Origin of the sequence: Janibacter sp. DB-40, from assembly GCF_029510815.1 — a bacterium.
Lineage (GTDB): Bacteria > Actinomycetota > Actinomycetes > Actinomycetales > Dermatophilaceae > Janibacter.
In genome coordinates this window covers 106,601-129,429 of the sequence record NZ_CP120360.1, presented here as the reverse complement: position 1 = coordinate 129,429, position 22,829 = coordinate 106,601, and the positions used below count along the sequence as shown (strand labels likewise).

Sequence of the window (22,829 nt, the reverse complement as noted above, 5' to 3'; positions counted from 1 at the left end):
AAGGGCCGCAAGAGCCTAAGCAGTTGCGCAGGAAGAGCCGCAAGAGCCTAAGCAGTTGCGGTCACTGCACCCGCGGCATGATGCCGGTGTCGTCGACCGGCGCGGCGGTGGAGCGGGACCCGACCTTGATCGGTCCGGTCGGTGAGCCGGTGGTGGACTTGCCCTCCCCCGAGATCGCGACGGCCACGGCGTCGGCGACCTCGGAGTGGAAGACGCTCGGGATGATGAACGAGGGGTTGATCTCCTCGTCGGTGACCACCCCGGCGATCGCGTCGGCCGCGCGGATGAGCATGTCGGTGGTGATGTCCTCGGCGTGCGCGTCGAGCAGGCCGCGGAAGACCCCGGGGAAGGCGAGGACGTTGTTGATCTGGTTCGGGTAGTCGCTGCGGCCCGAGGCGACGACCGTGGCGTACTGCGCGGCCTCGGCCGGGTCGATCTCCGGGTCCGGGTTGGCGAGCGCGAAGACGATCGGGTCCTGCGCCATGCGGTCGCGGATCCACTCGGCCTTGAGGATGTTCGGCGCGGAGACACCGATGAAGACGTCGGCGTCCTGCAGTCCGTCCGGCAGGTCGCCACGGATCCTGCGCGGGTTGGTGCGCTCGGCGAGCTCCTTCTTGGCGGGTGAGAGCGAGTCGTCGTCGCGGGAGAGCAGCCCCTCGCGGTCGAAGACGATGACGTCCTTCGCGCCGGCGGCCAGCAGCAGGGTGACGATGGCCGACCCGGCGGCGCCACCGCCGGCGACGACGACGTTCGCCTCCTCGAGCTGCTTGCCCACGACGCGCAGGGCGTTGCGCAGGGCGGCGAGGACGACGATCGCGGTGCCGTGCTGGTCGTCGTGGAAGACCGGGATGTCCAGGCTCTCCCGCAGGCGACGCTCGATCTCGAAGCAGCGCGGCGCGGCGATGTCCTCGAGGTTGATGCCACCGAAGCCGGGGGCGATCATCTCGACGGCGCGCACGATCTCGTCGGTGTCCTGGCTGGCCAGGCAGATCGGCCAGGCATCGATGTCGGCGAACTGCTTGAACAGCGCGGCCTTGCCCTCCATGACCGGCATCGCGGCCTCGGGGCCGATGTTGCCCAGGCCCAGGACCGCGGAGCCGTCCGTGACGACGGCGACGCTGTTGCCCTTGATCGTCAGGCGGCGTGCGTCGTCGGGGTTCTTCGCGATCGCGGTGGAGACGCGACCGACGCCGGGGGTGTAGGCCATCGACAGGTCGTCGCGGGTCTTCAGCGCGACCTTGGAGCGCACCTCGATCTTGCCGCCGAGGTGGAGCAGGAAGGTGCGGTCGGAGACCTTGTGGACGGTCACCCCGTCCACCGCCTCGACCGCCTCGACGAGGTCGTCGGTGTGGTCGACGTTGATGCCAGAGCAGGTGACATCGACGGTGAGCCGGTCGTGCCGCGAGTCGGCGATGTCGATGGCGGTGACGATCCCGCCCTGCTCGGCGATCACGGTGGCCACCCGTCCGACGACGGCGTAGTCCGTGGAGGTGTGCAGGCGGATGGTGACGGAGTAGGACGAGGGGGTTGCGGCGGGCATGTGACCAGTCTCTCACCACGACGACGGGCTCGCGGCACGGCACGCGCCGAGGAGCGAAGGACGGGACCATCCGGCGCGATGCACGACTATGCGCCGATATCGGTCTATGTCTAGATTTGCCTAGAAAAGGGAATCGGGGCGTCGCGACGAACCCGGCCCCGCCCCCTTCGCCCGCGCCCGGACCGACTGCCCGCGCAACACGCCTTGCGCAATCTCCCGAGATATCCGGAGTTGCCTATACATGCGGATACGGTCCCATCGTGGACCCGATCACCAACCCCTATGCCCCCGGCGCCGGCCAGCGCCCTCCCGAGCTCGCCGGCCGCGACGAGCAGCTGAAGCGATTCGACGTCGTGCTCAAGCGCATCGTCACCGGCCGACCGGAGCGCTCCCTCGTCCTCACCGGCCTGCGCGGCGTCGGCAAGACGGTCCTGCTCAACCAGCTGCGCTCGGCCGCCGTGCGCGCGAAGTGGGGCACCGGCAAGCTCGAGGCCCGCCCCGACCAGGGGCTGCGCCGGCCGCTCTCCAGCGCGTTGCACCAGGCGGTCCGCGAGCTCGGGCACACCCAGGAGGACGAGGTCGCGCACGTGCTCGGGGTGATCAAGTCCTTCGCCCAGCGCGACGCCAAGCCGGGCACGAAGCTGCGCGAGGTCTGGAACCCGGGCATCGACGCCCCCGCCGTCAAGGGCCGCGCGGACTCGGGTGACATCGAGATCGACCTCGTGGAGCTCTTCACCGACGTGGGCGGGCTGGCCGCGGACCTCGGGCGGGGCATCGCGGTCTTCATCGACGAGATGCAGGACCTCGGCCCGGAGGACGTCTCGGCGATCTGCGCGGCCTGCCACGAGATGAGCCAGAACGGCGCGCCCCTCATCGTCGTCGGCGCCGGCCTGCCACACCTGCCGGCCGTGCTGTCGGCGAGCAAGTCCTACAGCGAGCGGCTCTTCCGCTACCAGCGCATCGACCGGCTGGCTCGGGCGGAGGCCGACCACGCGCTCACCGCACCCGCGGCCGACGAGATGGCCGAGTACGAGCAGGAAGCGCTCGACGCGCTGTACTTCGCGACCGGCGGCTACCCGTACTTCATCCAGGCCTACGGCAAGGCGGTCTGGGACCGCGCGCCGCAGTCCCCGATCCGGGCCGAGGACGTCCGGGTCGCCTCCCCCGAGGCGGAGTCGGAGCTCGCGGTCGGCTTCTTCGGCTCGCGGTACGAGCGCGCGACCCCGGGCGAGCGGGAGTACCTGCGCGCCATGGCGGATGTGGCGGCAGACATCGCGGCGAAGGGGGAGGAGGAGCTCGACGACATCGAGTCCGTCCCCACCTCGGAGGTCGCCCGGGTGCTCGACAAGAAGCCCCAGTCCCTCTCCCCCGCCCGCGACGCGCTGCTGAAGAAGGGCCTGATCTACTCCGCCGAGCGGGGCCGGATCGCCTTCACCGTCCCGCACTTCGGGAGGTACCTGCGCGAGCAGACGTGAGGGCGGCGGCGAGCCGCGGCGGCTACGACAGAGGTGTGAGCGCCTCGTCCGCGACGGCACTGGGCACGTAGGCGCAGCTCGGGTCCTCCGCCATCGGGTCCCCGGTGACGGCGTAGGCGTGCGAGCGGGAGCCGCCGCAGACCTCACGGAACTCGCACACCCCGCACTTGCCGCCGAAGAAGTCGGGCGAGCGCAGCTGACGCATGATCGGCGCCGTCCGGTAGATCTCCGCCACGGGCGTCGTCCGCACGTCCCCGGCCACGTGCGGGAGGAAGCCCGAGGGGTAGACCTTCCCGGTGTGGTCGATGAACATGAACCCGCGACCGGAGTTGACGTCGATCGGGGGGCGCGCAGGACGGTCGCGTACGTCGACCCCTTCGAGCTCGATCGCCGTCATCGCCCCCAGCCGCCGGTACAGCTCACCCCGTCCGGCCGCGGGGTCGTCCCCGGCCGCGGCGGCGATCTCCCGCTGGAGGACGACCCGGCGGAAGTGGGGCGCCTCCGTGGTCTTGATCGCGATGAACCGCGACACGTCGGCCAGCCAGTGCAGCACGTCCTCGACCTCGTCGGCCGAGAGCGTCTGCAGCTGCTGGCCCCGCCCGGTCGGCACGAGGAGGAACACGCTCCAGAGCTTCGCGCCGAGCTCGATGACGTCGCGCAGCAGCGCGGGTAGCTCCTCCACGGTCGTCCGGGTCACGGTGGAGTTGATCTGCAACCGGAAGCCCGCGTCCGTGACCTGCTGCGCCGCGACCCGGGTGGCCGTGTACGTGCCCTCGAAGCCACGGAAGGCGTCGTGGGTGCCGGCCTGCGCACCGTCGAGCGACAGCGAGATGGCCCTGGCCCCTGCGGTGTGCATCTCCGTGAGGCGCTCCGGCGTCAGGTTCGGGGTGACCGACGGCGAGAGCGAGACCGACAGCCCGGTCGACGCTCCGTACCGCACGAGGTCGGCCAGGTCGGGGCGCTCGAAGGGGTCACCACCGGTCAGCACGACCAGCGGGTGGGGCTTGGGGAAGCCGGCGATGCCGTCGAGCAGCCGGCGCCCCTCCTCCAAGGTCAGCTCGCCGGGGTTGCGGCGAGTGATGGCGTCGGCGCGGCAGTGCAGGCACGCGAGCTGACAGGCGCGCGTGACCTCCCAGATGACGATGAACGGGCGGTCGTGGACATCGTGCTTCTGCCGACGCACGGAGCGGGAAGGAGACCGGGTCACACGAATAAACTACGCCCAGTCGTAGAAAATACCGAACCGGCCCCGCGGACAGCTACCGCAGCGATCTCGCTCAGTCGGGCAGCAGCGAGATCTTCTGCCAGATCCGGGCGGCCAGGTCCGAGGTCAGGGACTCCACCCCGGCGACGGTGTCGAGGATGACGTCGTCCTCACTCGCCTCGGCGCAGAGGGCGGCCACCTTGCCGGTCAGCGACAACAGCTCCGAGCAGTAGTCGAGGTAATGGGCCATCTCCTCACGTGACATGGGGTCGCGCACCGACACACCCGTGGGGCTGTAGTTCGGGTTGAGGTGCTCGGGGTCCTTGGTCAGCTGGTGCATGTCGATGACGTGGGCCAACGAGCGCAGCCGATGCAGCAGCGCGAGGATGCGCGCCCGCTCGAAGCGCGCGGGCAGGGCGAGGAGGAACCAGATCGCGATGCCGGCGAAGACGACGTCGTTGATCCCCGACTCCACGAGGGGGACCCAGTCGGCCGAGCCGTCCACGAGCTCGACCCGCACCTGGCGCAGCACCGCGACCACGATCAGCACGGTCGCGGCCGTGATGGCCAGACCCAGGAGGGCCGAGACCCACCGTGCGATGCGCAAGCGGGTACGGCTGGCGCCGGAGGTGTCCTCGACCTCGTCGGCCAGGTCGGCGAGCTGGGCTGCCACCTGGACCAGGTTGCGCGCGGGGAAGCGAGCGGCGATCCGCTGACCCAGGTGCGCGATGCTCACCTGCACCAGATCGGCCTCGAGCCGGTCCAGGCTGGGGGTGACCTCCTGCGCAGGTGGCTGTGGTGCAGCCGGCTCCTCGTCGGCGGTTCGGGATCGGGCGCGGTCGACTGCCATGCCGATCAGCCTGCCACGCCCGAACAGTTGGCAGGATGCGGTCCATGACGGGCTCGACCTCACAACCTCCTGCCGCGCCGGTGTCCGCGCCCGCCGGCATGGGCCCTCGGACCGCGGCCGTGCTCGTCTTCGGGGCCTCCGCCGCAGTCCTCGTCGTCGAGATCGTCGCGCTGCGGCTGCTGGCCCCGTACCTCGGGCTCACGCTGGAGACGAGCACGATGGTGATCGGGGTCGCCCTCGGCGCGATCGCGCTCGGGTCGTGGGCGGGCGGCTGGTACGCCGACCGCGTGGATCCGCGTCGGCTCCTCGGGCCCGCCCTGGCGATCTCGGGGGTGATCGTGGCCTTCACGCCCTTGCTGATGCGGGCCACGGCGGAGTGGTCGCCGCCGCTGCTCTTCCTCGTCGCCGCAGGGACCATCATCGTCCCGGGCGCCCTGCTGTCAGCGGTGACGCCCCTCGTGACCAAGGTGAGGCTGACAACCATCGCCGAGACCGGGACGGTCGTCGGGCGCCTGTCCAGCATCGGCACCGTCGGCGCCATCGTGGGCACCGTGGTCACGGGGTTCGTCCTCATCTCGCACCTGCCGGTCAGCGGCATCCTCCTGGGCCTCGGTGGGCTGCTCGTGCTCGGCGGGGTGGTGATGGAGTGGCACGGACGCCGCCGGCGCAGCGCCGCGGCGCTCGCGCTCGTCGTCGCCGCGGGGCTCGGGAGCGGTGTCGCGCCCGGCGGCTGCGACGCGGAGACCCGCTACCACTGCGTGGAGGTGCTCGCCGATCCGGAGCGGCAGGGTGGCCGGACGCTGGTCCTCGACGGCCTGCGCCACTCCTACGTCGACATCGACGACCCCACCCACCTGGAGTTCGAGTACGTCCGTGCCATCGCCGCCGTCACCGATGCGTTCTTCGGCCCGGGCGAGGCGCTCGACGCCTACCACCTCGGAGGCGGCGGCCTCACCTTCCCCCGGTACCTCGAGGAGACCCGGCCCGGCACCCGCAGCGTCGTCTCGGAGATCGACGGCGGGGTGGTGGACATCGATCGACAGCTGCTCGGACCGGACTTCGGCGGTGGGATCGAGGTGCGCGTGGAGGACGGCAGACTCGGCCTCCGCGAGCTCGACGGCAACAGCCGGGACCTCGTCGTGGGCGACGCCTTCGGCGGGGTCAGCGTGCCGTGGCACCTGACGACTCGCAGGGCCATGACCGACGTCCATCGGGTCCTCGACGACGACGGGGTCTACGCGGCCAACCTCATCGACCACGGCGACCTGGCCTTCGCCCGGGCGAAGGTCGCGACGATGCTCGAGGTCTTCGAGCACGTGGCCGTGGTCGGTGAGCCGTCCACCGTCGACGTCGACTCGGCGGACCGCGAAGGGGGCAACATCGTCGTCGTGGGATCGGACCGCCCGCTCGACCCGACGGCCATCGAGAGTGCCCTCGACGCGCGGGACACCGAGTGGACTGCCATCGCCGGTGACGACGTCGCCACCTGGGTCGGCGACGCCCAGGTCCTCACCGACGACCACGCGCCCGTGGACCAGCTGCTGCAGCCGTACGACTTCACGTCGTGACGAGCCGGGCTGAGGACGACCACCGACCACTGATCACGAACGCATCCCATTTCGGGATGCGCTCCACTACCATGGATTCATGAGCATCCAGATCGCCGTTCGCCTCCCTGACGAGATGGTGGAGTTCCTCGACCGGGAGGTCGCCAGCGGGCGGGTGACCAGCCGCGCGGCGCTCGTGACCTCTGCGCTGGAGCGGGAGATGCGTCGGCTGGCCGCCGAGCACGACGTGGCTCTCCTGCACGAGAGGGGCACCGCCGACGACCTCGACGATCTGGTCACGTGGACGAGCACGCACGTGGGGCTCGGGGACTGACGCCGTGCGGGAGATCTGCCTCGTCAGGCTGGACAAGACCCGACCGGCGCTCGTCCTCACCCGGGAGACCGCACGTGGGGCCATGACGAAGGTGACGCTCGCCCCGATCACCACCACGATCAAGGGGCTGTCCAGCGAGGTCCGGGTGGGGCCGGCGAACGGTCTCGATCAGGACTGCGCCGTCGCCCTCGACAACGTCGTCACCGTCCCCGTGGAGCGGCTCGGACGCACCGTCGGGTACTTGTCGGCGGCCCAGGAGGACGAGCTGGCCCGGGCCGTGGTCCTGGCCTACGACCTGGACCTGCCGCTCAGCGGATGACCCACGCGGGAGCGGACCACTGAGGTCGGGTCAGCGATAACGTCCTACGGCATGGACATGCTCATGGGGGAAGCGATCGCCGAGGCCGACCTGACCGACTGGCGCAAGCTGGCGCAGGGGCTCCACGCGCGATACCTGGTCGACGACTTCGGGAGCAGCGCACGGTTCGTCGCCGCAGTGGGCGAGGCGGGCGACGCGCTCGCGCACCATCCGCGGGTGACGATCGACGATGGGTACGTCGACCTCAAGCTGGTCTCGCACGACGCCGTCTACCGCGACGACGAGGGCACCGAGCACCGCGTCGAGTGGGTGACCCAGCGGGACGTCGACCTCGCCCGACGGATCACGCAGCTCGCCTCCGACCACGAGGTCACCGCCGACCCCGCCTCGGTCAGCGACTTCGAGCTCGGCCTCGACACGGCACGCTCCGCGACCATCGCTCCCGTGTGGGCCGCTCTGCTGACCGGGAGCGCAGAGTCACAGGGGCGAGGGACCCCCTTCGGCGACGAGATCCGGGATGCCACGGGACGGGTACCGCACCTGTGGTTCGGCGATGACGACGAGCACGAGGGGCCTCGGCAGCGGTTCCACCTCGAGGTCTACGTGGCGCCCGAGGTGGCCGAGGCGCGGATCGCCGCCGTCCTCGCCGCGGGTGGGACCGTCGTCGACGACAGCGACGCGCCCTCGCTCACCGTGATCGCCGACCAGGACGGCAACCAGGGAGTCCTGTGTGTCGCCGCGTCCCCCGCGACCCAGGACTGACCTGACGCTCCTCGTCGCCCGACAGCAGGTCAGGCCCCGACGAGCAGCTCCCGGGTGATGTCCGCGATCGAGGCGGCGCCGACCAGCCCCATGGTCAGGTCGAGCTCCCCGAGCACGTTGTCGATGACGGCGCTGACACCGGCGGCACCGTCGAGCGCGAGGCCGTAGATGTGCGGTCGGCCCAGCAGGCAGGCATCGGCGCCGAGCGCCAGCGCGATGAAGAGGTCCGCGCCGGACCGGATCCCGCTGTCCATGAGGACCGTCGGCTCCGGCCCGACGGCATCGCGGATGCGGACCAGTGCGTCGAGGGCACCGATCGAGCGGTCCACCTGCCGTCCACCGTGGTTGGACACGACGATGCCGTCGACGCCCGAGTCGAAGGCGCGCCTCGCGTCGTCCTCGTGGAGGACACCCTTGAGCACCACGGGAAGGGAGGTGCGCTCCCTGAGCGTGGCGATGTGCTCCCACGACAGGGCCGGGTTGGAGTAGATGTCGAGGAAGGTCTCGACCGCCGCCCGCGGTTCGGCGGAGCGCAGGTTGTCCCGCAACCCGCCGGGGTGCTCGCGGGACATCGACAGCAGGGTGCCGACTCCCCCCTTCGCTGCCCTGGCCAGCTGCACGGGCTGCCGGGGGTCGAGGCCCAGGCCCTGCGCCGCCGCGCCGGCGGCCGCGATCCGCTCCCGGACGAGCGTCATGAAGCGCGGGTCCGAGGTGTACTGCGCGATCCCCTGCCCCCGGGCGAAGGGCAGGCTGCCCAGATCGAGGTCCTGGGTGCGCCACCCGAGCATGGTGGTGTCGAGGGTGACGACGAGCGCCTGCGCACCGGCCGCCTCGGCGCGCTCGATCATCGAGTCGACGAGGCCCTCGTCCGTCGACCAGTAGAGCTGGTACCAGAAGGGGGTCCCGGCCATCGCCCGCGCCGTCATCTCCATCGGGGCACTGCCCTGGCAGGAGAAGACGTAGGGGATGCCGCTGGCGTGCGCACCCTCGGCGACCCGCACGTCGGCGTCCTCGACGACGAGCCCGGCGGCCCCGACGGGCGCGAGCATCAGGGGTGCGTCCATCGGGGTGTCGAGGACCCGGGTGGACAGGTCGCGCCGGGTGGTCCCGTGCAGCATCCGCGGGACGGCCTGCCAGCGGTCGAAGGCGTCGCGGTTGGCCCGCACCGTCGCCCCCGTGCCCGCTCCACCCGCGACATAGGCCCATGCCTTGCGGCTCATCGCGCGCTTCGCCCGCCGCTCGAGCTCGGTGACGTCGGTGGGGACGGTCGGTGCGATGCCGAGCGCGCCGGGGCGGTAGATCGCGTTCTGCCGCGCTCGGCCGCGACCGGCGGGGGTGGGCATCGAGTCCGCGGGGGTCGTCATGGCGCACACGCTAGTGCCCCGTCCGCCGCCGGGACGCGGTTGAGAGGATGACCGTGTGCGAGCCGTGGTCATCGATGCCGTCCGAGCCCAGCCCGAGGTGCGGGAGGTGGCGCCCCCCTTCGCTCCGGAGGGTGGGGTCGTGGTGGAAGTGAGGGCGACCGGACTGTGCCGCAGCGACTGGCACGCGTGGGCGGGACACGACGACATCGCCTGGCCCCACGTCCCCGGTCATGAGCTCGCCGGGGTGGTGACCGAGGTCGGCGCCGGTGTCCGTCGGTGGCAGGTCGGGGACCGGGTCACCGTCCCCTTCGTCTGCGGCTGCGGGCGGTGCTCGTGGTGCGCCGCGGGCGAGGCGCAGGTCTGCCCGGACCAGGAGCAGCCGGGATTCACGCACTGGGGCTCCTTCGCCGAGTACGTGGCGCTGCACGCGGCCGACACCAACCTCGTCCGCCTCCCCGAGAGCGTGGACTTCACGACGGCGGCGAGCCTGGGGTGCCGCTTCGCCACGGCATACCGGGCGCTGGTCGCCCGGGCCGCACTGACGAAGGGGGAATGGGTCACCGTCGTCGGTGCCGGCGGCGTCGGGCTGAGCGCGGTGATGATCGCCCGCGCGCTCGGCGCCCGGGTGGTCGCGGTCGACCGGAACCCGCAGGCCCTCGCCGTGGCCACCGAGCTGGGCGCCGACCACACCCTCCTCGCGGACGGCCGCGACATCGGGGAAGCCGTGGCCGGGCTGACCGGCGGCGGCAGCCACGTCGCCGTCGACGCCGTGGGCAGCGAGCAGACCTGCGCCGACGCCATCCACAGCCTGCGTCGTCGTGGCCGCCACGTGCAGATCGGCCTGCTGCCGCCGGTCGAGGGCCACCCGCGGGTGCCGATGGCGCGGGTCATCGGCTGGGAGCTCGACCTGCTCGGCAGCCACGGCATGGCGGCGGTCGACTACCCGGGCATGCTCGCGCTCATCGAGTCCGGGGCGCTCCGGCCGCAGCGGCTCGTCGAGCGGACCATCGGCCTCGAGGAGGCGGCGGCACTGCTGCCCGGCTTCGACCGGGCGACCGTCGCGGGGATGACGATCGTGGACCCGGCACGCTGACTCCCCGGGCCGCGGCGGCGTCAGATGCCGTGGGTGGCCCGCAGCAGCTCGGCGTACTGACCGCGCACGGCCTCGCCGTCGGCAGCGCCGTCCGGGTCGGCGACCGAGTCCACCTCGATCTCCCACTGCGGGGGCTGCTCCTCACCGGAGAGCACCCACGCGGCCTGCCGGGCGGCCCCCGTCCGACGTACTCCCCGGCCACCGGCACGACGACCCGGGCGCCGAAGACGTCCGGGGCGATCGCCTGCACGGCGGTGGAGATCGACGCACCACCGATGAGGAAGACCCGGCGCACCTCGACGCCGTGCGCCCGCAGCGCGTCCAGGCCCGCGCCGACGTTGCACAGCATCCCCTCGTAGGCGGCCCGGGCGAGGTTCTCCGGGGTCATGTTGTCCCGCCGCAGCCCGGCCAGGGTACCGCTGGCGTGCGGCAGCGTCGGGGTGCGTTCCCCGTCGAGGTAGGGCAGGAGCGCCAGCCCCTCGGCGCCGGGACGCGCGGCGAGCGCCAGCCGGTCGAGCTCGGCGACGTCCACCCCGAGCATCTGGGCGGCGGAGGTGATGACCCGGGCCGCGTTGAGCGTGCACACCAGCGGCAGGTGGAGGCCGGTCGCGTCGGCGAACCCGGCGACGTCACCGGAGGGGTCACGGACCGCCTCGGCGTGGACGGCGAAGGCCGTGCCGCTCGTGCCGAGCGAGACCACGGCGTCGCCCTCGAGCAGCCCCAGCCCGAGGGCGGCGCCCATGTTGTCGCCGGTCCCCGGACCGACGACCAGGCCGGCGGCGGTCCGGCCCGCGGCAGCGTGCGGCCCGAGCACCGTGGGCAGGTCGGGCACCCGCCCGAGCGCGAGCTCGAGGAGGTCGGTGCGGTACTCGCCGCTCGCGGGTGACCAGTAGCCGGTCCCGCTCGCATCGCCACGGTCGGTCACCGCGTCGGCCACCCGCTCGCCGCCGTCGAGCAGGCGTGAGGTGATCCAGTCGTGCGGCAGCTCCACCCGAGCGACCCGGGCGGCCAGCTCCGGCTCGTGCCATGCCATCCAGCGCAGCTTCGTCACGGTGAAGCTGGCCACGGGCACGCTGCCGACGGCGTCCACCCAGGCGTCCTGGCCACCGAGCTCGCGCACGAGGTCCACCGCCGCGTCGGCCGAGCGGTTGTCGTTCCACAGCAGGGCGTCGCGCACGACCGCCCCGGAGGCGTCACTGGTGACCAGACCGTGCTGCTGGCCACCGACGGCGATCGCCGAGACGCCCTCGAGCAGACCCCCTTCGCTCGCCGCCCCGTAGGCCTCCCACCACCGGTCGGGATGGACCTCGGTGCCGTCGGGGTGACCGGCGCGGCCGGAGCGCACGACGGCTCCGGTCTCGGCGTCGTGGACGACGACCTTGGTCGACTGCGTCGAGGAGTCGACACCGGCAACGAGCGGGCGTGCACTCACGCGGACCTCCTGATCGGGGCTCGACGGCCAGTCTGGCGCGGGAGGCCGACTTCGGCCACCGCGGGCCGCGACGGACGGTCAGGCACCGACCCGCTCAACCCATCGCTCGACGGTGGCCCGGGCACCGACCTCGTGCAGGCTCGCGAGGGCCCGCCGGTAGGCGCTGGTGAAGCGCTCGTCCACGACGAGGTCGCCGAAGAGATCGGGGTCGCGCAGGAAGGCGAGCTCGTCCTCCTCCTGCCGTGCGGCCGCGGCCATGACCCGCTCCCGGATCCGGTCGACGACCTCGATCGGGTGCCCCTGCTCGTCCACCCCTTCCGCGTACCGGGCCCAGGACGCGACGACGAGCGCGGACAGCTCGATCTCCCCGCCGGCGGCGAGGTTCGCGCGGATCACCGGCACCAGCCACTTGGGGATCCGGTCGCTGCTCTCGGCGCAGAGCCGGGCGAGGGTGTCGCGGATCTCGGGGTTGGCGAAGCGCTCGATGAGCGTGCGGGCGTACTCCTCGAGATCCACCCCGGCGACCTCGGGCAGCGTCGGCATCCCCTCGCGGACCATGTAGCCGTGGAGGAAGCGGCGGAAAATCTCCTCCCCCAGCACCTCGTGCGCGTAGCGGTGGCCGGCGAGGTGGCCGAGGTAGCAGAGCGCCTGGTGGCTGGCGTTGAGCAGCCGCAGCTTCATCAGCTCGTAGGGCACGACGTCCTCGACGAGCTGGACACCGACCTGCTCCAGCGGCGGGCGGCCCAGCGGGAACTCGTCCTCGAGGACCCACTGCGTGAAGGGCTCGCAGACGACGGGCCACCCGTCCCGGACGCCGAACTCGCGCTCGAGCGTGGCGACGTCCTCCGGCGAGGTGACCGGGGTGATCCGGTCGACCATCGCGTTGGGGAAGGCCACCTCCCGCTCGATCCAGTCGGCGAGGTCGGGATCGGTCAGCCGGGTGAAGGCGGTGATCATCCGCCGGGCCACGTCACCGTTGCCCGGGAGGTTGTCGCAGGACATCACGGCGAAGGGGGCGGTGCCGGCGGAGCGGCGCCGGCGCAGCCCCTCGACGACGTACCCGAAGACGGAGCTCGGCGTGGCCCCCGGGACGAGGTCCGCCCGGATCGACTCCGCGTCGGCGTCGAGCTCGCCGGTGACCTGGTTGACGAGGTACCCGCCCTCCGTGATCGTCAACGACACGATGCGCACCGCGGGGTCGGTCAGTCGGTCGAGCACCGCCTCGGGATCGTCCGGCGCGAGCAGCGCCTCGCGGACGGACCCGATGATGCGCGGCTCCAGGCGGCCGTCGGGGTGCTTGACGACGAGGGTGTACCGCCCGTCCTGCGCGGCGAGGGTCTCCACGATCGCGCGGTCGTGCGGCAGCACCCCCACCCCGGTGAGGGCCCAGTCCGAGGCTTCTCCCGACTCCATGAGCCGGTCGAGGTAGGCCGCGAGGTGCGCCCGGTGGAAGCCACCGATCCCGAAGTGGACGATCCCCGTCCGCAGCGACGTGCGGTCGTAACCGGGGGCGGCGACCCGCTCGTCCAGGCCGGTGAGGCCCCCTTCGTCGGCGGTGAGGTCGACCAGCGCTCGGCTCACTTGACGGCTCCCATCGACAGGCCCTGCACCAGCTTGTCCTGCGCGGCGAAGCCGGCCACGAGCACGGGCACGGAGACGACGAAGGACGCCGCACAGACCTTGGCGAGGAAGAGGCCCTGGCTGGTGACGAAGCCGGTGAGGAAGACCGGGGCGGTCTGGGCCACCGTGCTCGTGAGCACCCGGGCGAGGAGCAGCTCGTTCCAGCTGAAGATGAAGCAGATGAGCGAGGCCGCCGCGATCCCCGGCGCCACGACGGGCGCGACGACCGACACGAGGGTGCGGATGAGGCCGGCACCGTCGACCTGGGCCGCCTCGAGCATCTCCGTGGGCACCTCCGCGAGGAAGGAACGCAGCATCCACACCGCGATCGGCAGGTTCATCGCCGTGTAGAGGACGACGAGGAACCAGATGTTGTCGAGCACCTGGAGCTGCTGCGCGAAGAGGTACAGCGGCATGATCGCGGCAACGATCGGCAGCATCTTCGTGGAGAGGAAGAAGAACATGACGTCCGTCCACTTCTCCACCGGCTTGATCGAGAGGGCGTATGCCGCGGGGAAGGCGAGCAGGATGACGAGGATCGTCGAGACGATGCTGGCCGTCATCGAGTTCAGCAGCGGCGGCCACGGCCCGGCGTCGAGGAAGGAGCGGTACCCCTCGAGGCTGAGCGGCGCGAAGAGGCTCGGGGGGTTGGTGGCCGCGTCCGGCTCGCTGTGGAAGGAGGTCAGCACCATCCACAGGACCGGGAGGGCGAAGAGGATGCCGCACACCCACGCGGCCGCCGTGAGCAGGCCCGCGAGCCCTGGCCGTCTGGACTTCTCGATCTGGGGTGCAGCGGTCACGACGTCTCCTCCTTGAAGATGCTGAAGACCGTGCGCAGCGCGAGGATCGCGACGATCAGCGTGCCGATGACGGTGACCACGCCCGCGGCGGATGCCCGTCCGTAGTCCTGCGCGAGGTAGAAGGTCTCGTAGATGAAGTACGGCAGGTTGGCGGTGCCGAGCCCGCCGGCGGTGATGGTGAAGACGTGGTCGAAGTTCTGCACGACGTAGATCGCGCCGAGCAGGCCGGCCAGCTCGATGTAGCGACGCAGGTGCGGCAGCGTCATGTACCGGAAGATCTGCCACGAGCTGGCGCCGTCCAGGCGGGCCGCCTCGATGACGTCGAGCGGCCGGCTCTGCAGGCCCGCCAGCAGGATGAGCATCATGAAGGGGGTCCACTGCCACACGAGCGCGACGATGATCGAGACGAGTGGGTTCTCGCTGATCCAGTCCGGTTGCGGCGCGTTGTCCCCGAAGACCCACGTGAGCATCCCGTTGAGCAGCCCGTACTCCGGGTTGTAGAGGGCGTGCTTCCACAGCAGGGCCGCGGCCACCGGCACGACGAGGAAGGGGGTGATCATCATCGTGCGCACCACCCCCCGACCGCGGAAGGGCCGGTCGAGCAGGATCGCGATGCCCAGCCCCAGGGCGAGGCTGACGAGGACCACCGAGGCGGTCAGCAGGATGGTGACGAGGACCGCCGAGCGGGCGTTGGAGTCGGTGAAGATGCTGGCGAAGTTGCCGAAGCCCGCGAACCCCCGGTTGTCGGGGTAGTAGGCATTCCAGTTCATCAGCGAGATGACCACGGCCGCCGCGAAGGGCAGCTGGGTGACCACGATCGTGAAAATCAGCGCCGGAAGCAGCGGCGCCCGTCGGGCCCACCGTCCCGCCCTGGCCATCGAGCTGGACCGGGGATCGGGCCCCGTGGTCTCGTCAGGGGCGCGGCCCCCTTCGGTCCGGGTCATGACGCTCATGGCTGCCTCCCTCCCTTGCCCTCGCGATACAGGGCGCCGACGTCGTCGGTGAGCTCCTGCCCGCGCTCGAGTGCGTCCTCCACGCTCTGCTGGCCGGCGATCGCCGCGCTGATCTCCCGGGAGACCTGCGTCCCCAGGGACGGGAACTCCGGGATGCCGACGAACTGCACGCCGGGCGCCGGGCGCGGCTGCACGCCCGGGTCCAGGGGATCGGTCGCCTGGAGCGCCTCGAGGGTCGGTCCCGCGAAGTCACCGGCCTCGGCCAGGTAGTCCTCGTTCTCGTAGGTGGACGCGCGCTTGCCCGAGGGGACCCGCGACCAGCCGAGCTCGGAGCCAACGAGCTCCTCGTACTCCTTGCTCGACGCCCACGAGATGAACTCCCAGGCCTTGTCCTTCTTCGTGCTTGCCGACTGCATGCTCCACACCCACGCGTAGAGCCAGCCCGAGCTGTCCGTCTCGACGGTCGGTGCCGCCGCGTAGCCGAACTTGCCCCGGTGCGGCGAGCCCTCGGCCTCGATGAGCCCCGCGGCCGAGGTGGCGTCGTACCACATGGCCGACTCCCCCTGCACGAGGCTGTTGAGGCACTCGGCGAAGCCGGCCTGGGGCGCGCCGCGCTCACCGTGGTCGCGGACGAGGTCGACGTAGAACTGCACGGCCTCGGTGAACTCCGGGGAGGCGACGCGCGCGTCCCAGTCCTCGTCGAACCAGGTACCGCCGTAGGTGTTGACCACCGTCGTCAGCGGCGCGAGGACCTGGCCCCACCCGGGCAGGCCGCGCAGGCAGATGCCGGCCATCCCCGGCTCGTTCTCGTCGACGGTGGCGGCCACCTCCGCGACCTCGTCCCACGTCGGCTCGTCGGGCATGGTCAGGTCGTGCTCGGCGAGGACGTCCTTGCGGTACATGAGGAAGGAGGACTCGCCGTAGAACGGCTCGGCGTAGATCGAGCCGTCCTGCGAGAGCGAGCTCTCCATCGAGTCGAGGATGTCGTCCTGGTCGAACTCGCTGTCCTGCTCGGCGTACTCGTCGAGGGGTGCGATCCACCCGGCCCGGGCGTAGATCGGGACCTCGAAGTTGCTCAGCGAGGCGACGTCGTACTGGCCTGCCTGGCTGGAGAACTCCTGGCTGATCTTGCCGCGGACGTCGTTCTCCGGCAGGACCGTGAAGTTGACGGTGATGCCGGTGTCCTCGGTGAAGTGCTCCCTGGTCAGCCGCTGCAGGTCGACCATCTGGGGGTTGTTGACCATGAGCACGTTGATGCTGCCGCTGCCGCCCTCGGGAGCGCCTCCGCCCCAGCCCGCGGTGCAGGCCGTGAGGGCCAGCGTGGCCGCCGCCGTGGCACACAGTGCTCGTCCGGCTCTCTGTCGCACGATTCGTCCTCCGTTGCACGAGGTACCGCCGCCGGCGTGGTCACCATCGATCCACCGATGCTCACATGAGCGGGGGTGTTGCTCATATGAGTAAAGGGCTTATGCTGCTCGTGTGTCAACCACCGGCAGGGTCCCGACCGAGGGCGGTCCGGGGCCGAGGGAGCTCGTCCTGGCGACCGAGGTCGCCCGGCGCCACTACGTGCTGGGCGAGGCCAAGACCGACATCGCCGAGACCCTGGGGATCAGCCGCTTCAAGGTCGCCCGGCTCATCGACCTCGCCCTGGGCGCGGGCATCGTGCAGATCAGCATCACGCCGCCGGACAGCCTCGACACCGAGACCTCTGCCCGTCTGCGCGACCACCTGGGGCTCGAGCACGTGCTGGTCACGCCGGGGCCCACACCGGCCGCTGCTCCTGCCGTGCGCGAGGCCCTGGCGCGGCTCGCCGCCGATCTGCTGCAAGAGCTGTTGCGCGAGGGCGACGTGCTCGGACTCCCGTGGTCGCGCACGGTCAGCGTCCTGCCCGGCCTGCTGCACGACCTGCCCCCGGTCGACGTCGTCCAGCTGACCGGCGCCCTGCAGGTGCCCGGCGTCGACTCCAGCGCCGTCTCCATCGCCCGGGAGAGCGCCCGGGTCACCGGCGGACGGGCCACGCTCTTCTTCGCCCCCTTCGTCCTCGAGGATGCCGCCGCGGCCCGTGCGGTGCTGCGGCAGAGCGAGGTCCGCACCGCCATCGCCGACCGGTCCCGGGTGACCCACGCCGTCGTCGGCCTCGGCGCGTGGGGTGCGGGCACCTCGACGATCCACGACGCCGTCTCGGCGCAGGAGCGCCGGAAGGTCCGTGAGGCGGGTGTCGTCGGCGAGATCGCCGGCGTCCTCTTCGACGCGCACGGGCGCAGCGTCACCTCACCGCTGGCCGACCGGCTGATCTCGGTGTCCGTCGCCGAGCTCGTGGCCATCCCGGAGGTCATCGCCGTGTGCTCCGGCTCCGAGCGGGCCACCGCCGTGCGTGCAGCCGTCGAAGGGGGCCTGGTCACCGGGCTCCTCTGCGACTTCGCCCTCGCCGAGGAGCTGCTGCGATGACCGGCCGGCCCCGCCCCCTTCGCGCCCCTGTCCCCAACCACCCACGCCCCCACCCCGAACAACGGTTCGGCGCCCAGCGCCGGTGAAGGAGAGATCATGGCAACGGTGACCTATGACGGCGCCACCCGGACCTACCCGGGGCACCCGACGCCCGCGGTGGACGCCCTGGACATCGACATCGCGGACGGGGAGTTCCTCGTGCTCGTCGGCCCGTCCGGGTGCGGCAAGTCGACCTCGCTGCGGATGCTCGCCGGCCTCGAGGAGGTGACGAGCGGGCGCATCCTCATCGGCGACACGGACGTCACCGGGGCATCGCCGAAGGAACGCGACATCGCGATGGTCTTCCAGAACTACGCGCTGTACCCGCACATGTCAGTGGCCGACAACATGGCCTTCGCGCTGAAGATCGCCGGCAACGACAAGGCCGACATCGCCAAGCGCATCGACGAGGCGGCCAAGGTCCTCGACCTGACCGAGTACCTCGACCGCAAGCCGAAGGCCCTCTCCGGTGGCCAGCGCCAGCGGGTGGCCATGGGACGCGCCATCGTCCGGCAGCCGCAGGTCTTCCTCATGGACGAGCCGCTGTCGAACCTCGACGCCAAGCTGCGCGTGCAGACCCGTACCCAGATCGCCTCGCTGCAGCGCCGCCTGGGGGTGACGACCGTGTACGTCACGCACGACCAGACCGAGGCGATGACGATGGGCGACCGCATCGCGGTGCTCAAGGACGGCCACCTGCAGCAGTGCGCCACGGCCCGGGAGACCTACGACCGCCCGGCGAACGTCTTCGTCGCCGGCTTCATCGGCTCCCCGGCCATGAACCTCGTGAAGGTCCCGGTCGTCGACGGCGGGGTCACCTTCGGTGACCACCGGCTCGAGGTCCCGCGCGACGTGCTCGCCGACGCGGGCTCGCACGTCGTCATCGGCCTCCGTCCGGAGGACCTGGTCGCGAGCGACGACGGGTTCCCCCTCCGGGTCGACCTCGTCGAGGAGCTCGGCGCCGATGCCTACGTGCACACCACCCCCATGGGTGAGGACATCGACATCATCGGCTCGGACGGGGAGACGAAGCCCTTCGTGGCGCGCGTGGACGGGCGACGCCCGCCGATGCGCGGGGACACGCTACGCGTCCGGCCCGCCCCCGAGCACCTGCACGTCTTCCACGCCGACAGCGGCGAACGGCTCAACTGACGGGCGCCTCGAATCGCAGCACCGCGGCGACTCCATCGGTGACGGAGCCGTCCAGCACCTCGGCGTCGGCATCCGTCCGGGCACAGGCGGCGAGCAACTCTCCGTCACCCGAGGGGGCCTCGCCGTCACCGAAGAAGATGGTGTCGACGGCGCCGGCCTCGGCGGCCTGAGCGACGGCCCGCGAGCCCTCGACCGCCCGGTCGTGCGCCTTGGCCTCCTCGAATCGTTCACGGTGGTGGTGGTCGCGCTCAGCCGCGACGTCGCTGGCCAGCTCGCGCAGCGCGGCGGTGAGTGCCTCCTCGGCCGCCTCGTCGACGGTCCCTCCGCTGTCGGTCTGGTGGCAGATCCGAGCGAGTGCCTCGGGCAGCGCCTCCTGCACCGCGGTCCTGCCCTGCACCTCGCCGGCCAGGACCAGCACGTCCGGTGTCCAGTGCTTGGCCACCGACTGGAGGTGCTCGGCGATCTCCCGGGCGTTCTGCTCGACCGTCTCGTGCGCCCGACGCTGGATCTGCTTGTGGGACAGTGCCTGCCCGCGCGGCTTGTGGACGGACTCGACGGTGTCCGGCTCCACGACCTCCTCGGGGCCGGCAGGGTGCTCGCGATCGGCGACAGCGACCTCACGCCGGACCACGGCGCGGTTCTGATCCACGATCGCCACCAGCAGCCGCACCGAGTGCGCCCACTCCCGGACGTAGGCGCCCAGCTCGGGCTGTCCGGCGAAGTGGGCGGCGTCGCCGGCGCCGAGTGCGGCGTCCCACGGCTCGTTGAGGAGCACACCCGTCGGGTCGGCGACGAGGACACGACCGTCGGCCTGGACCTCCCCGCTCTGCTCCTCCTGGAGCGCCTCGTCGAGCGCGGTCACCACGCCCTCCGGTGCGTCCGCGTCCTCCAGCTGCCCACGCAGGGCGTCCCAGCGCAGCCGCACCTGCTTGCGTGCGTCCTCGCCGGGCGAGCGCGCCTCCAGGTAGACGGTGGCGAAGGGTCCTTCCGCGTCGTAGACCTTGCGGAGTGCCTGCAGTTTCATCTCGCTTCTTCCGTGTTGGGGGGGTCGTTGTGGTCGCCCTACCCGCGGCAGCGCGGCTCATGCGTGCGAGGAGCGGCCGGCCGGTACGGGTACTGGCATGCCGTCCACAGGTGGGCGTGCGCACACCTGTGGACTGGCCCTTCGACACCCGGTGGTTGAGGTGTGCATAGCGAGTCCCGACAGTGGTGGTTGAGGTGTGAGTTCGCGTAGCGAGCGAGCCTCGAAACCATGCCCCGGGCTGGGTTGTCGGTGGTCGCTGGCAGAGTCTCTTCATGGCGATGACAGCGCAGTGGGACGAGGGCTACGGGACTGCTCCCGGCCTGCGTGACGCGCTGCGGTCGTTGACGCAGGGCGCTGGTGGTGGCGGTGAGTTGTGGCGTCTGGGGGATGCGGAGGTCACGGATGCGTTGGCGGTGGTCGGGCAGGCACGTGCCCTGTTGGAGGTCGCCGAGGTGGACCTGGTCCGCGAGGGCTTGGCGCGGGGGTTGCCGGGGGAGTCGTCGTGGTCGCCGGCGGACTGGGTCACCCGCGCCGAGGGCCAGCGGGCGCCGGACCCGGGGGTGCGGCACACCGCGTCGGTGGTCCGGGTCGCGCAGGCCGGCACCCGGATGGCTGGCCCATCGGCGCTGAAGGCCACAGATGCCGTCAACGACCTGAGAGGAGCCTTCGAGGCCGGGGAGCTCCCGTTGGGCAAGGCCGACCAGCTGGCACGCTTCCATGCGCAGGTCGCGCCGGTCGCGGACGAGGAGATGCTTGAGGAGGACCTGGGCGCCCTGGTCGCGGCCGCGAAGGACGACGTGGTCGCCACCGGTCCGGAGGGGCGGCGTCGGGAGCGGGTGCGGGGGCTGGGCGAGAAGGAGCTGGCGGTGGCGATCACCCGCACGGGTCGGTTGCTGAAGCCGGAGAAGGAGAGCGAGGACGATGACCGTCGCGCCAAGCGCGGCCGCTCGTTGACCAAGAGCCAGGGCCCGGCCGGCATGTCGCTGTACCGGGTGGTGCTCGATCCCGAGGGCGCCGCGGTCGTCGACGCGGCCCTGGCCGCGCTGTCGGGGCCGGTCAAGGGCCCCGACGGTCAGGCGGATGAGCGGCCCGCGACCCAGCGGCGGGCGGACGCGCTGGTGGAGATCATCCGCCGCGGTGTCGCCTCCCCGGGCGCGGAGCCGAAGTGCGAGAAGGCGCAGGTGGTGGTCACCATCGGCCTGGACGACCTGCACCAGGGCACCCACGGCGCGGGGGTGACCGCCACCGGGCAGGTGCTGGCCCCGTCGGTGGTGCGCAAGCTGGCCTGCGACGCGGGGATCATCCCGGTCGTGCTCGGCGGCGACAGCGAGATCCTGGACCTGGGCCGCTCGGCGCGCTGGTTCACCCCCGGGCAGAAACGCGCCCTGTGGCTACGTGACGGCGGCTGCACCTATCCGGGGTGCACCATGCCCCCGCAGTGGTGCGACGCGCACCACGTGGCCTGGTGGTCCCGCGGCGGGGCCAGCGACATCGGCAACGCCGCCCTGCTGTGCGAGCGCCACCACACCAGGGTCCACACCCGAGACCTGCGAGCGAGCATCACCCCCACCGGCGTGACCTGGCACCTGTAGCGACCCCGCCCCACAGCCCTTCCCCAAGGAAGGGCTCGAAGGCATGCCCACGGGCGCCCCGATCCCAGGCTCCGAGGTGCTCCCGCCCCTCCAAGGGCGCCGGGGTGCTGCCGGCCCACGGCGAGCAGCTCCACGACTACGGGTCCGGGCCCGGAGGCGCTCAACACACCCCCTGGGGCTTTAACCCACGGCGAGCGGCGGCCGGACGCCGGTGAGCTCCTCGGAGATCTCCCACAGTCGTCGCATGGCCTCCGGGTCCCGCGAGGCACGGGACGGGGTGACCACACCGGGTCGTCCCCGCATCTGCCGGTAGCCAGTCGGACCGAGGTAATCGCCACCGACCACGGTGGGATCGGTCGCGGCACGGAGCGTGGGCAGCGCCCCCTTCGCCGCGCTGTGCCCTGCGGCGAGGGTGAAGCCCGAGACCACCGGCCGCGCGTACCAGGGCACGTAGCGGCCGAGGTCGGTGCTCGAGATGCCCGGGTGTGCCGCCACCGCGATGGTCTCCGCACCGGTCGCCTCGAGTCGCCGCTGCAGCTCGTGGGTGAAGAGGAGGTTGGCCAGCTTCGACTGCGCGTACGCCCCCATCCGGTCGTAGGAACGCTCGCTGTGCAGGTCCTCGAATCTCATCCACCCGGACCCGAGGCGGTGCGCCAGGCTCGAGACGGTGACCACCCGGGACCCCGGGGTGGCGACGAGCCGGTCGAGCAGCAGGCCGGTCAGGGCGAAGTGGCCGAGATGGTTGGTGCCGAGCTGCAGCTCGAAGCCGTCTTGGGTGACCCCGCGGGGCGTCATCATCACGCCGGCGTTGTTGATCAGCAGGTCGAGCCGGCCGGTCATCTCCCGGATCTGCGCTGCGGCGTCCCGCACCGACGCCAGGGAGGAGAGGTCCAGCCGGACCACCTGCGCCTCGGCGAGGTCAGCGGCGACGTCCGCCCCCTTCGCCATGTCCCGGCAGGCGAGGACCACCCGTGCGCCCCGCTGGGAGAGCTCCCGTGCCGTCACCGCGCCGAGGCCGGTGTTTGCACCGGTGACGACCGCGGTGCGCCCCGTCAGGTCCGGCATGTCCTCGCTCGACCACGATCCGTTGTCCATGTCCCCACCCTGTCACCACGGGAGTCGAACCCCGGGCGAGCCAGAGCACCGACTCGCTCGTCCCCGAGCCACCTTCCCGGCACTCGGGAATGGTCGGTAGCCCCCTATCTCCATGTATCGGCCAGATCGTAGATCGACTGAGACCGGACGAGAGGCGGGAAGGAGACCGAGTGCGCGCCCCACCCA

The 22,829-nt window shown here is 71.7% G+C and carries 19 protein-coding genes and 1 pseudogene; 9 read left to right on the top strand and 11 right to left on the bottom strand.

Annotated features, from left to right (window positions below):
- Positions 1-61 precede the first annotated feature (61 nt).
- Positions 62-1,540, bottom strand: coding sequence for an NAD-dependent malic enzyme (locus PVE36_RS00665; RefSeq protein WP_277453923.1), 1,479 nt, complete (start codon positions 1,538-1,540; stop codon positions 62-64).
- A 260-nt stretch (positions 1,541-1,800) separates the two neighbouring features.
- Between PVE36_RS00665 and PVE36_RS00660 the strand changes: the two genes are divergently transcribed.
- Positions 1,801-3,015: an ATP-binding protein gene (locus PVE36_RS00660; RefSeq protein ID WP_277453920.1), complete on the top strand. Its 1,215-nt coding sequence runs from the start codon at positions 1,801-1,803 to the stop codon at positions 3,013-3,015.
- A gap of 22 nt (positions 3,016-3,037) precedes the next feature.
- Here PVE36_RS00660 and PVE36_RS00655 read toward each other — a convergent pair whose 3' ends face one another.
- Both PVE36_RS00655 and PVE36_RS00650 read right to left on the bottom strand, forming a co-directional pair.
- Positions 3,038-4,222, bottom strand: a complete 1,185-nt coding sequence (locus tag PVE36_RS00655) for a TIGR04053 family radical SAM/SPASM domain-containing protein (protein ID WP_277453919.1) — start codon at positions 4,220-4,222, stop codon at positions 3,038-3,040.
- A gap of 70 nt (positions 4,223-4,292) precedes the next feature.
- Positions 4,293-5,069, bottom strand: a complete 777-nt coding sequence (locus PVE36_RS00650) for a hypothetical protein (RefSeq protein WP_277453918.1) — start codon at positions 5,067-5,069, stop codon at positions 4,293-4,295.
- A 44-nt stretch (positions 5,070-5,113) separates the two neighbouring features.
- On the opposite strand from PVE36_RS00650, the gene PVE36_RS00645 reads away from it, so the two are divergent.
- From PVE36_RS00645 to PVE36_RS00630, 4 genes are all read left to right on the top strand, one after another.
- On the top strand, positions 5,114-6,637 hold the full coding sequence (locus PVE36_RS00645) for a fused MFS/spermidine synthase (RefSeq protein ID WP_277453916.1): 1,524 nt from the start codon (positions 5,114-5,116) through the stop codon (positions 6,635-6,637).
- 79 nt (positions 6,638-6,716) lie between these two features.
- Positions 6,717-6,950 (top strand): ribbon-helix-helix domain-containing protein, encoded by a 234-nt coding sequence (locus tag PVE36_RS00640; RefSeq protein WP_277453914.1) that lies wholly within the window; start codon positions 6,717-6,719, stop codon positions 6,948-6,950.
- Positions 6,951-6,954: 4 nt separating this feature from the next.
- Complete coding sequence (locus PVE36_RS00635) at positions 6,955-7,269, top strand: type II toxin-antitoxin system PemK/MazF family toxin (RefSeq protein ID WP_277453912.1); 315 nt, start codon at positions 6,955-6,957, stop codon at positions 7,267-7,269.
- A 51-nt stretch (positions 7,270-7,320) separates the two neighbouring features.
- On the top strand, positions 7,321-8,031 hold the full coding sequence (locus PVE36_RS00630; protein ID WP_277453911.1) for a VOC family protein: 711 nt from the start codon (positions 7,321-7,323) through the stop codon (positions 8,029-8,031).
- Between the two features lie 29 nt (positions 8,032-8,060).
- On the opposite strand, the gene PVE36_RS00625 is transcribed toward PVE36_RS00630, so the two are convergent.
- Positions 8,061-9,395: an alpha-hydroxy-acid oxidizing protein gene (locus tag PVE36_RS00625; protein WP_277453910.1), complete on the bottom strand. Its 1,335-nt coding sequence runs from the start codon at positions 9,393-9,395 to the stop codon at positions 8,061-8,063.
- Between the two features lie 55 nt (positions 9,396-9,450).
- Here PVE36_RS00625 and PVE36_RS00620 point away from each other — a divergent pair, with 55 nt between their 5' ends.
- Complete coding sequence (locus tag PVE36_RS00620; RefSeq protein WP_277453909.1) at positions 9,451-10,488, top strand: zinc-dependent alcohol dehydrogenase family protein; 1,038 nt, start codon at positions 9,451-9,453, stop codon at positions 10,486-10,488.
- A 20-nt stretch (positions 10,489-10,508) separates the two neighbouring features.
- Here PVE36_RS00620 and PVE36_RS00615 read toward each other — a convergent pair.
- From PVE36_RS00615 to PVE36_RS00595, 5 genes and pseudogenes are all read right to left on the bottom strand, one after another.
- Positions 10,509-11,920, bottom strand: a pseudogene (locus PVE36_RS00615) (FGGY family carbohydrate kinase).
- A gap of 78 nt (positions 11,921-11,998) precedes the next feature.
- Positions 11,999-13,450 (bottom strand): mannitol dehydrogenase family protein, encoded by a 1,452-nt coding sequence (locus PVE36_RS00610; RefSeq protein WP_277455884.1) that lies wholly within the window; start codon positions 13,448-13,450, stop codon positions 11,999-12,001.
- Positions 13,451-13,497: 47 nt separating this feature from the next.
- On the bottom strand, positions 13,498-14,340 hold the full coding sequence (locus PVE36_RS00605; protein ID WP_277453908.1) for a carbohydrate ABC transporter permease: 843 nt from the start codon (positions 14,338-14,340) through the stop codon (positions 13,498-13,500).
- On the bottom strand, positions 14,337-15,218 hold the full coding sequence (locus PVE36_RS00600) for a sugar ABC transporter permease (protein WP_277455882.1): 882 nt from the start codon (positions 15,216-15,218) through the stop codon (positions 14,337-14,339). Before PVE36_RS00600 ends, PVE36_RS00605 begins: the two co-directional genes overlap by 4 nt.
- Before the next feature lie 71 nt (positions 15,219-15,289).
- Entirely contained in the window at positions 15,290-16,663 is a 1,374-nt protein-coding gene (locus tag PVE36_RS00595) for a sugar ABC transporter substrate-binding protein (RefSeq protein WP_277455881.1), read from the bottom strand.
- Between the two features lie 109 nt (positions 16,664-16,772).
- Here PVE36_RS00595 and PVE36_RS00590 point away from each other — a divergent pair, with 109 nt between their 5' ends.
- Both PVE36_RS00590 and ugpC read left to right on the top strand, forming a co-directional pair.
- A complete protein-coding gene (locus PVE36_RS00590; protein WP_277453907.1) occupies positions 16,773-17,741 on the top strand; it encodes a sugar-binding domain-containing protein in 969 nt (322 codons plus the stop codon).
- A 96-nt stretch (positions 17,742-17,837) separates the two neighbouring features.
- Entirely contained in the window at positions 17,838-18,932 is a 1,095-nt protein-coding gene (ugpC, locus tag PVE36_RS00585; RefSeq protein WP_277453906.1) for a sn-glycerol-3-phosphate ABC transporter ATP-binding protein UgpC, read from the top strand.
- On the opposite strand, the gene PVE36_RS00580 is transcribed toward ugpC, so the two are convergent.
- Positions 18,925-19,956, bottom strand: a complete 1,032-nt coding sequence (locus tag PVE36_RS00580; RefSeq protein ID WP_277453905.1) for a hypothetical protein — start codon at positions 19,954-19,956, stop codon at positions 18,925-18,927. The two genes, ugpC and PVE36_RS00580, sit on opposite strands and share 8 nt — an antisense overlap.
- A 272-nt stretch (positions 19,957-20,228) precedes the next feature.
- Between PVE36_RS00580 and PVE36_RS00575 the strand changes: the two genes are divergently transcribed.
- Positions 20,229-21,548: an HNH endonuclease signature motif containing protein gene (locus tag PVE36_RS00575; RefSeq protein WP_277453904.1), complete on the top strand. Its 1,320-nt coding sequence runs from the start codon at positions 20,229-20,231 to the stop codon at positions 21,546-21,548.
- Positions 21,549-21,728: 180 nt separating this feature from the next.
- Here PVE36_RS00575 and PVE36_RS00570 read toward each other — a convergent pair whose 3' ends face one another.
- A complete protein-coding gene (locus PVE36_RS00570; RefSeq protein WP_277453903.1) occupies positions 21,729-22,643 on the bottom strand; it encodes an oxidoreductase in 915 nt (304 codons plus the stop codon).
- Between the last annotated feature and the right edge of the window lie 186 nt (positions 22,644-22,829).

Bases quoted from the DNA above. Each gene is read 5' to 3' on its own strand.
- PVE36_RS00580 (WP_277453905.1), bottom strand. From the start codon at position 19,956: ATGAAACTGCAGGCACTCCGCAAGGTCTACGACGCGGAAGGACCCTTC.
- ugpC (WP_277453906.1), top strand. From the start codon at position 17,838: ATGGCAACGGTGACCTATGACGGCGCCACCCGGACCTACCCGGGGCAC.
- PVE36_RS00640 (WP_277453914.1), top strand. From the start codon at position 6,717: ATGAGCATCCAGATCGCCGTTCGCCTCCCTGACGAGATGGTGGAGTTC.
- PVE36_RS00575 (WP_277453904.1), top strand. From the start codon at position 20,229: ATGGCGATGACAGCGCAGTGGGACGAGGGCTACGGGACTGCTCCCGGC.
- PVE36_RS00570 (WP_277453903.1), bottom strand. From the start codon at position 22,643: ATGGACAACGGATCGTGGTCGAGCGAGGACATGCCGGACCTGACGGGG.
- PVE36_RS00665 (WP_277453923.1), bottom strand. From the start codon at position 1,540: ATGCCCGCCGCAACCCCCTCGTCCTACTCCGTCACCATCCGCCTGCAC.
- PVE36_RS00600 (WP_277455882.1), bottom strand. From the start codon at position 15,218: ATGGCCAGGGCGGGACGGTGGGCCCGACGGGCGCCGCTGCTTCCGGCG.
- PVE36_RS00625 (WP_277453910.1), bottom strand. From the start codon at position 9,395: ATGACGACCCCCGCGGACTCGATGCCCACCCCCGCCGGTCGCGGCCGA.
- PVE36_RS00650 (WP_277453918.1), bottom strand. From the start codon at position 5,069: ATGGCAGTCGACCGCGCCCGATCCCGAACCGCCGACGAGGAGCCGGCT.
- PVE36_RS00630 (WP_277453911.1), top strand. From the start codon at position 7,321: ATGGACATGCTCATGGGGGAAGCGATCGCCGAGGCCGACCTGACCGAC.
- PVE36_RS00645 (WP_277453916.1), top strand. From the start codon at position 5,114: ATGACGGGCTCGACCTCACAACCTCCTGCCGCGCCGGTGTCCGCGCCC.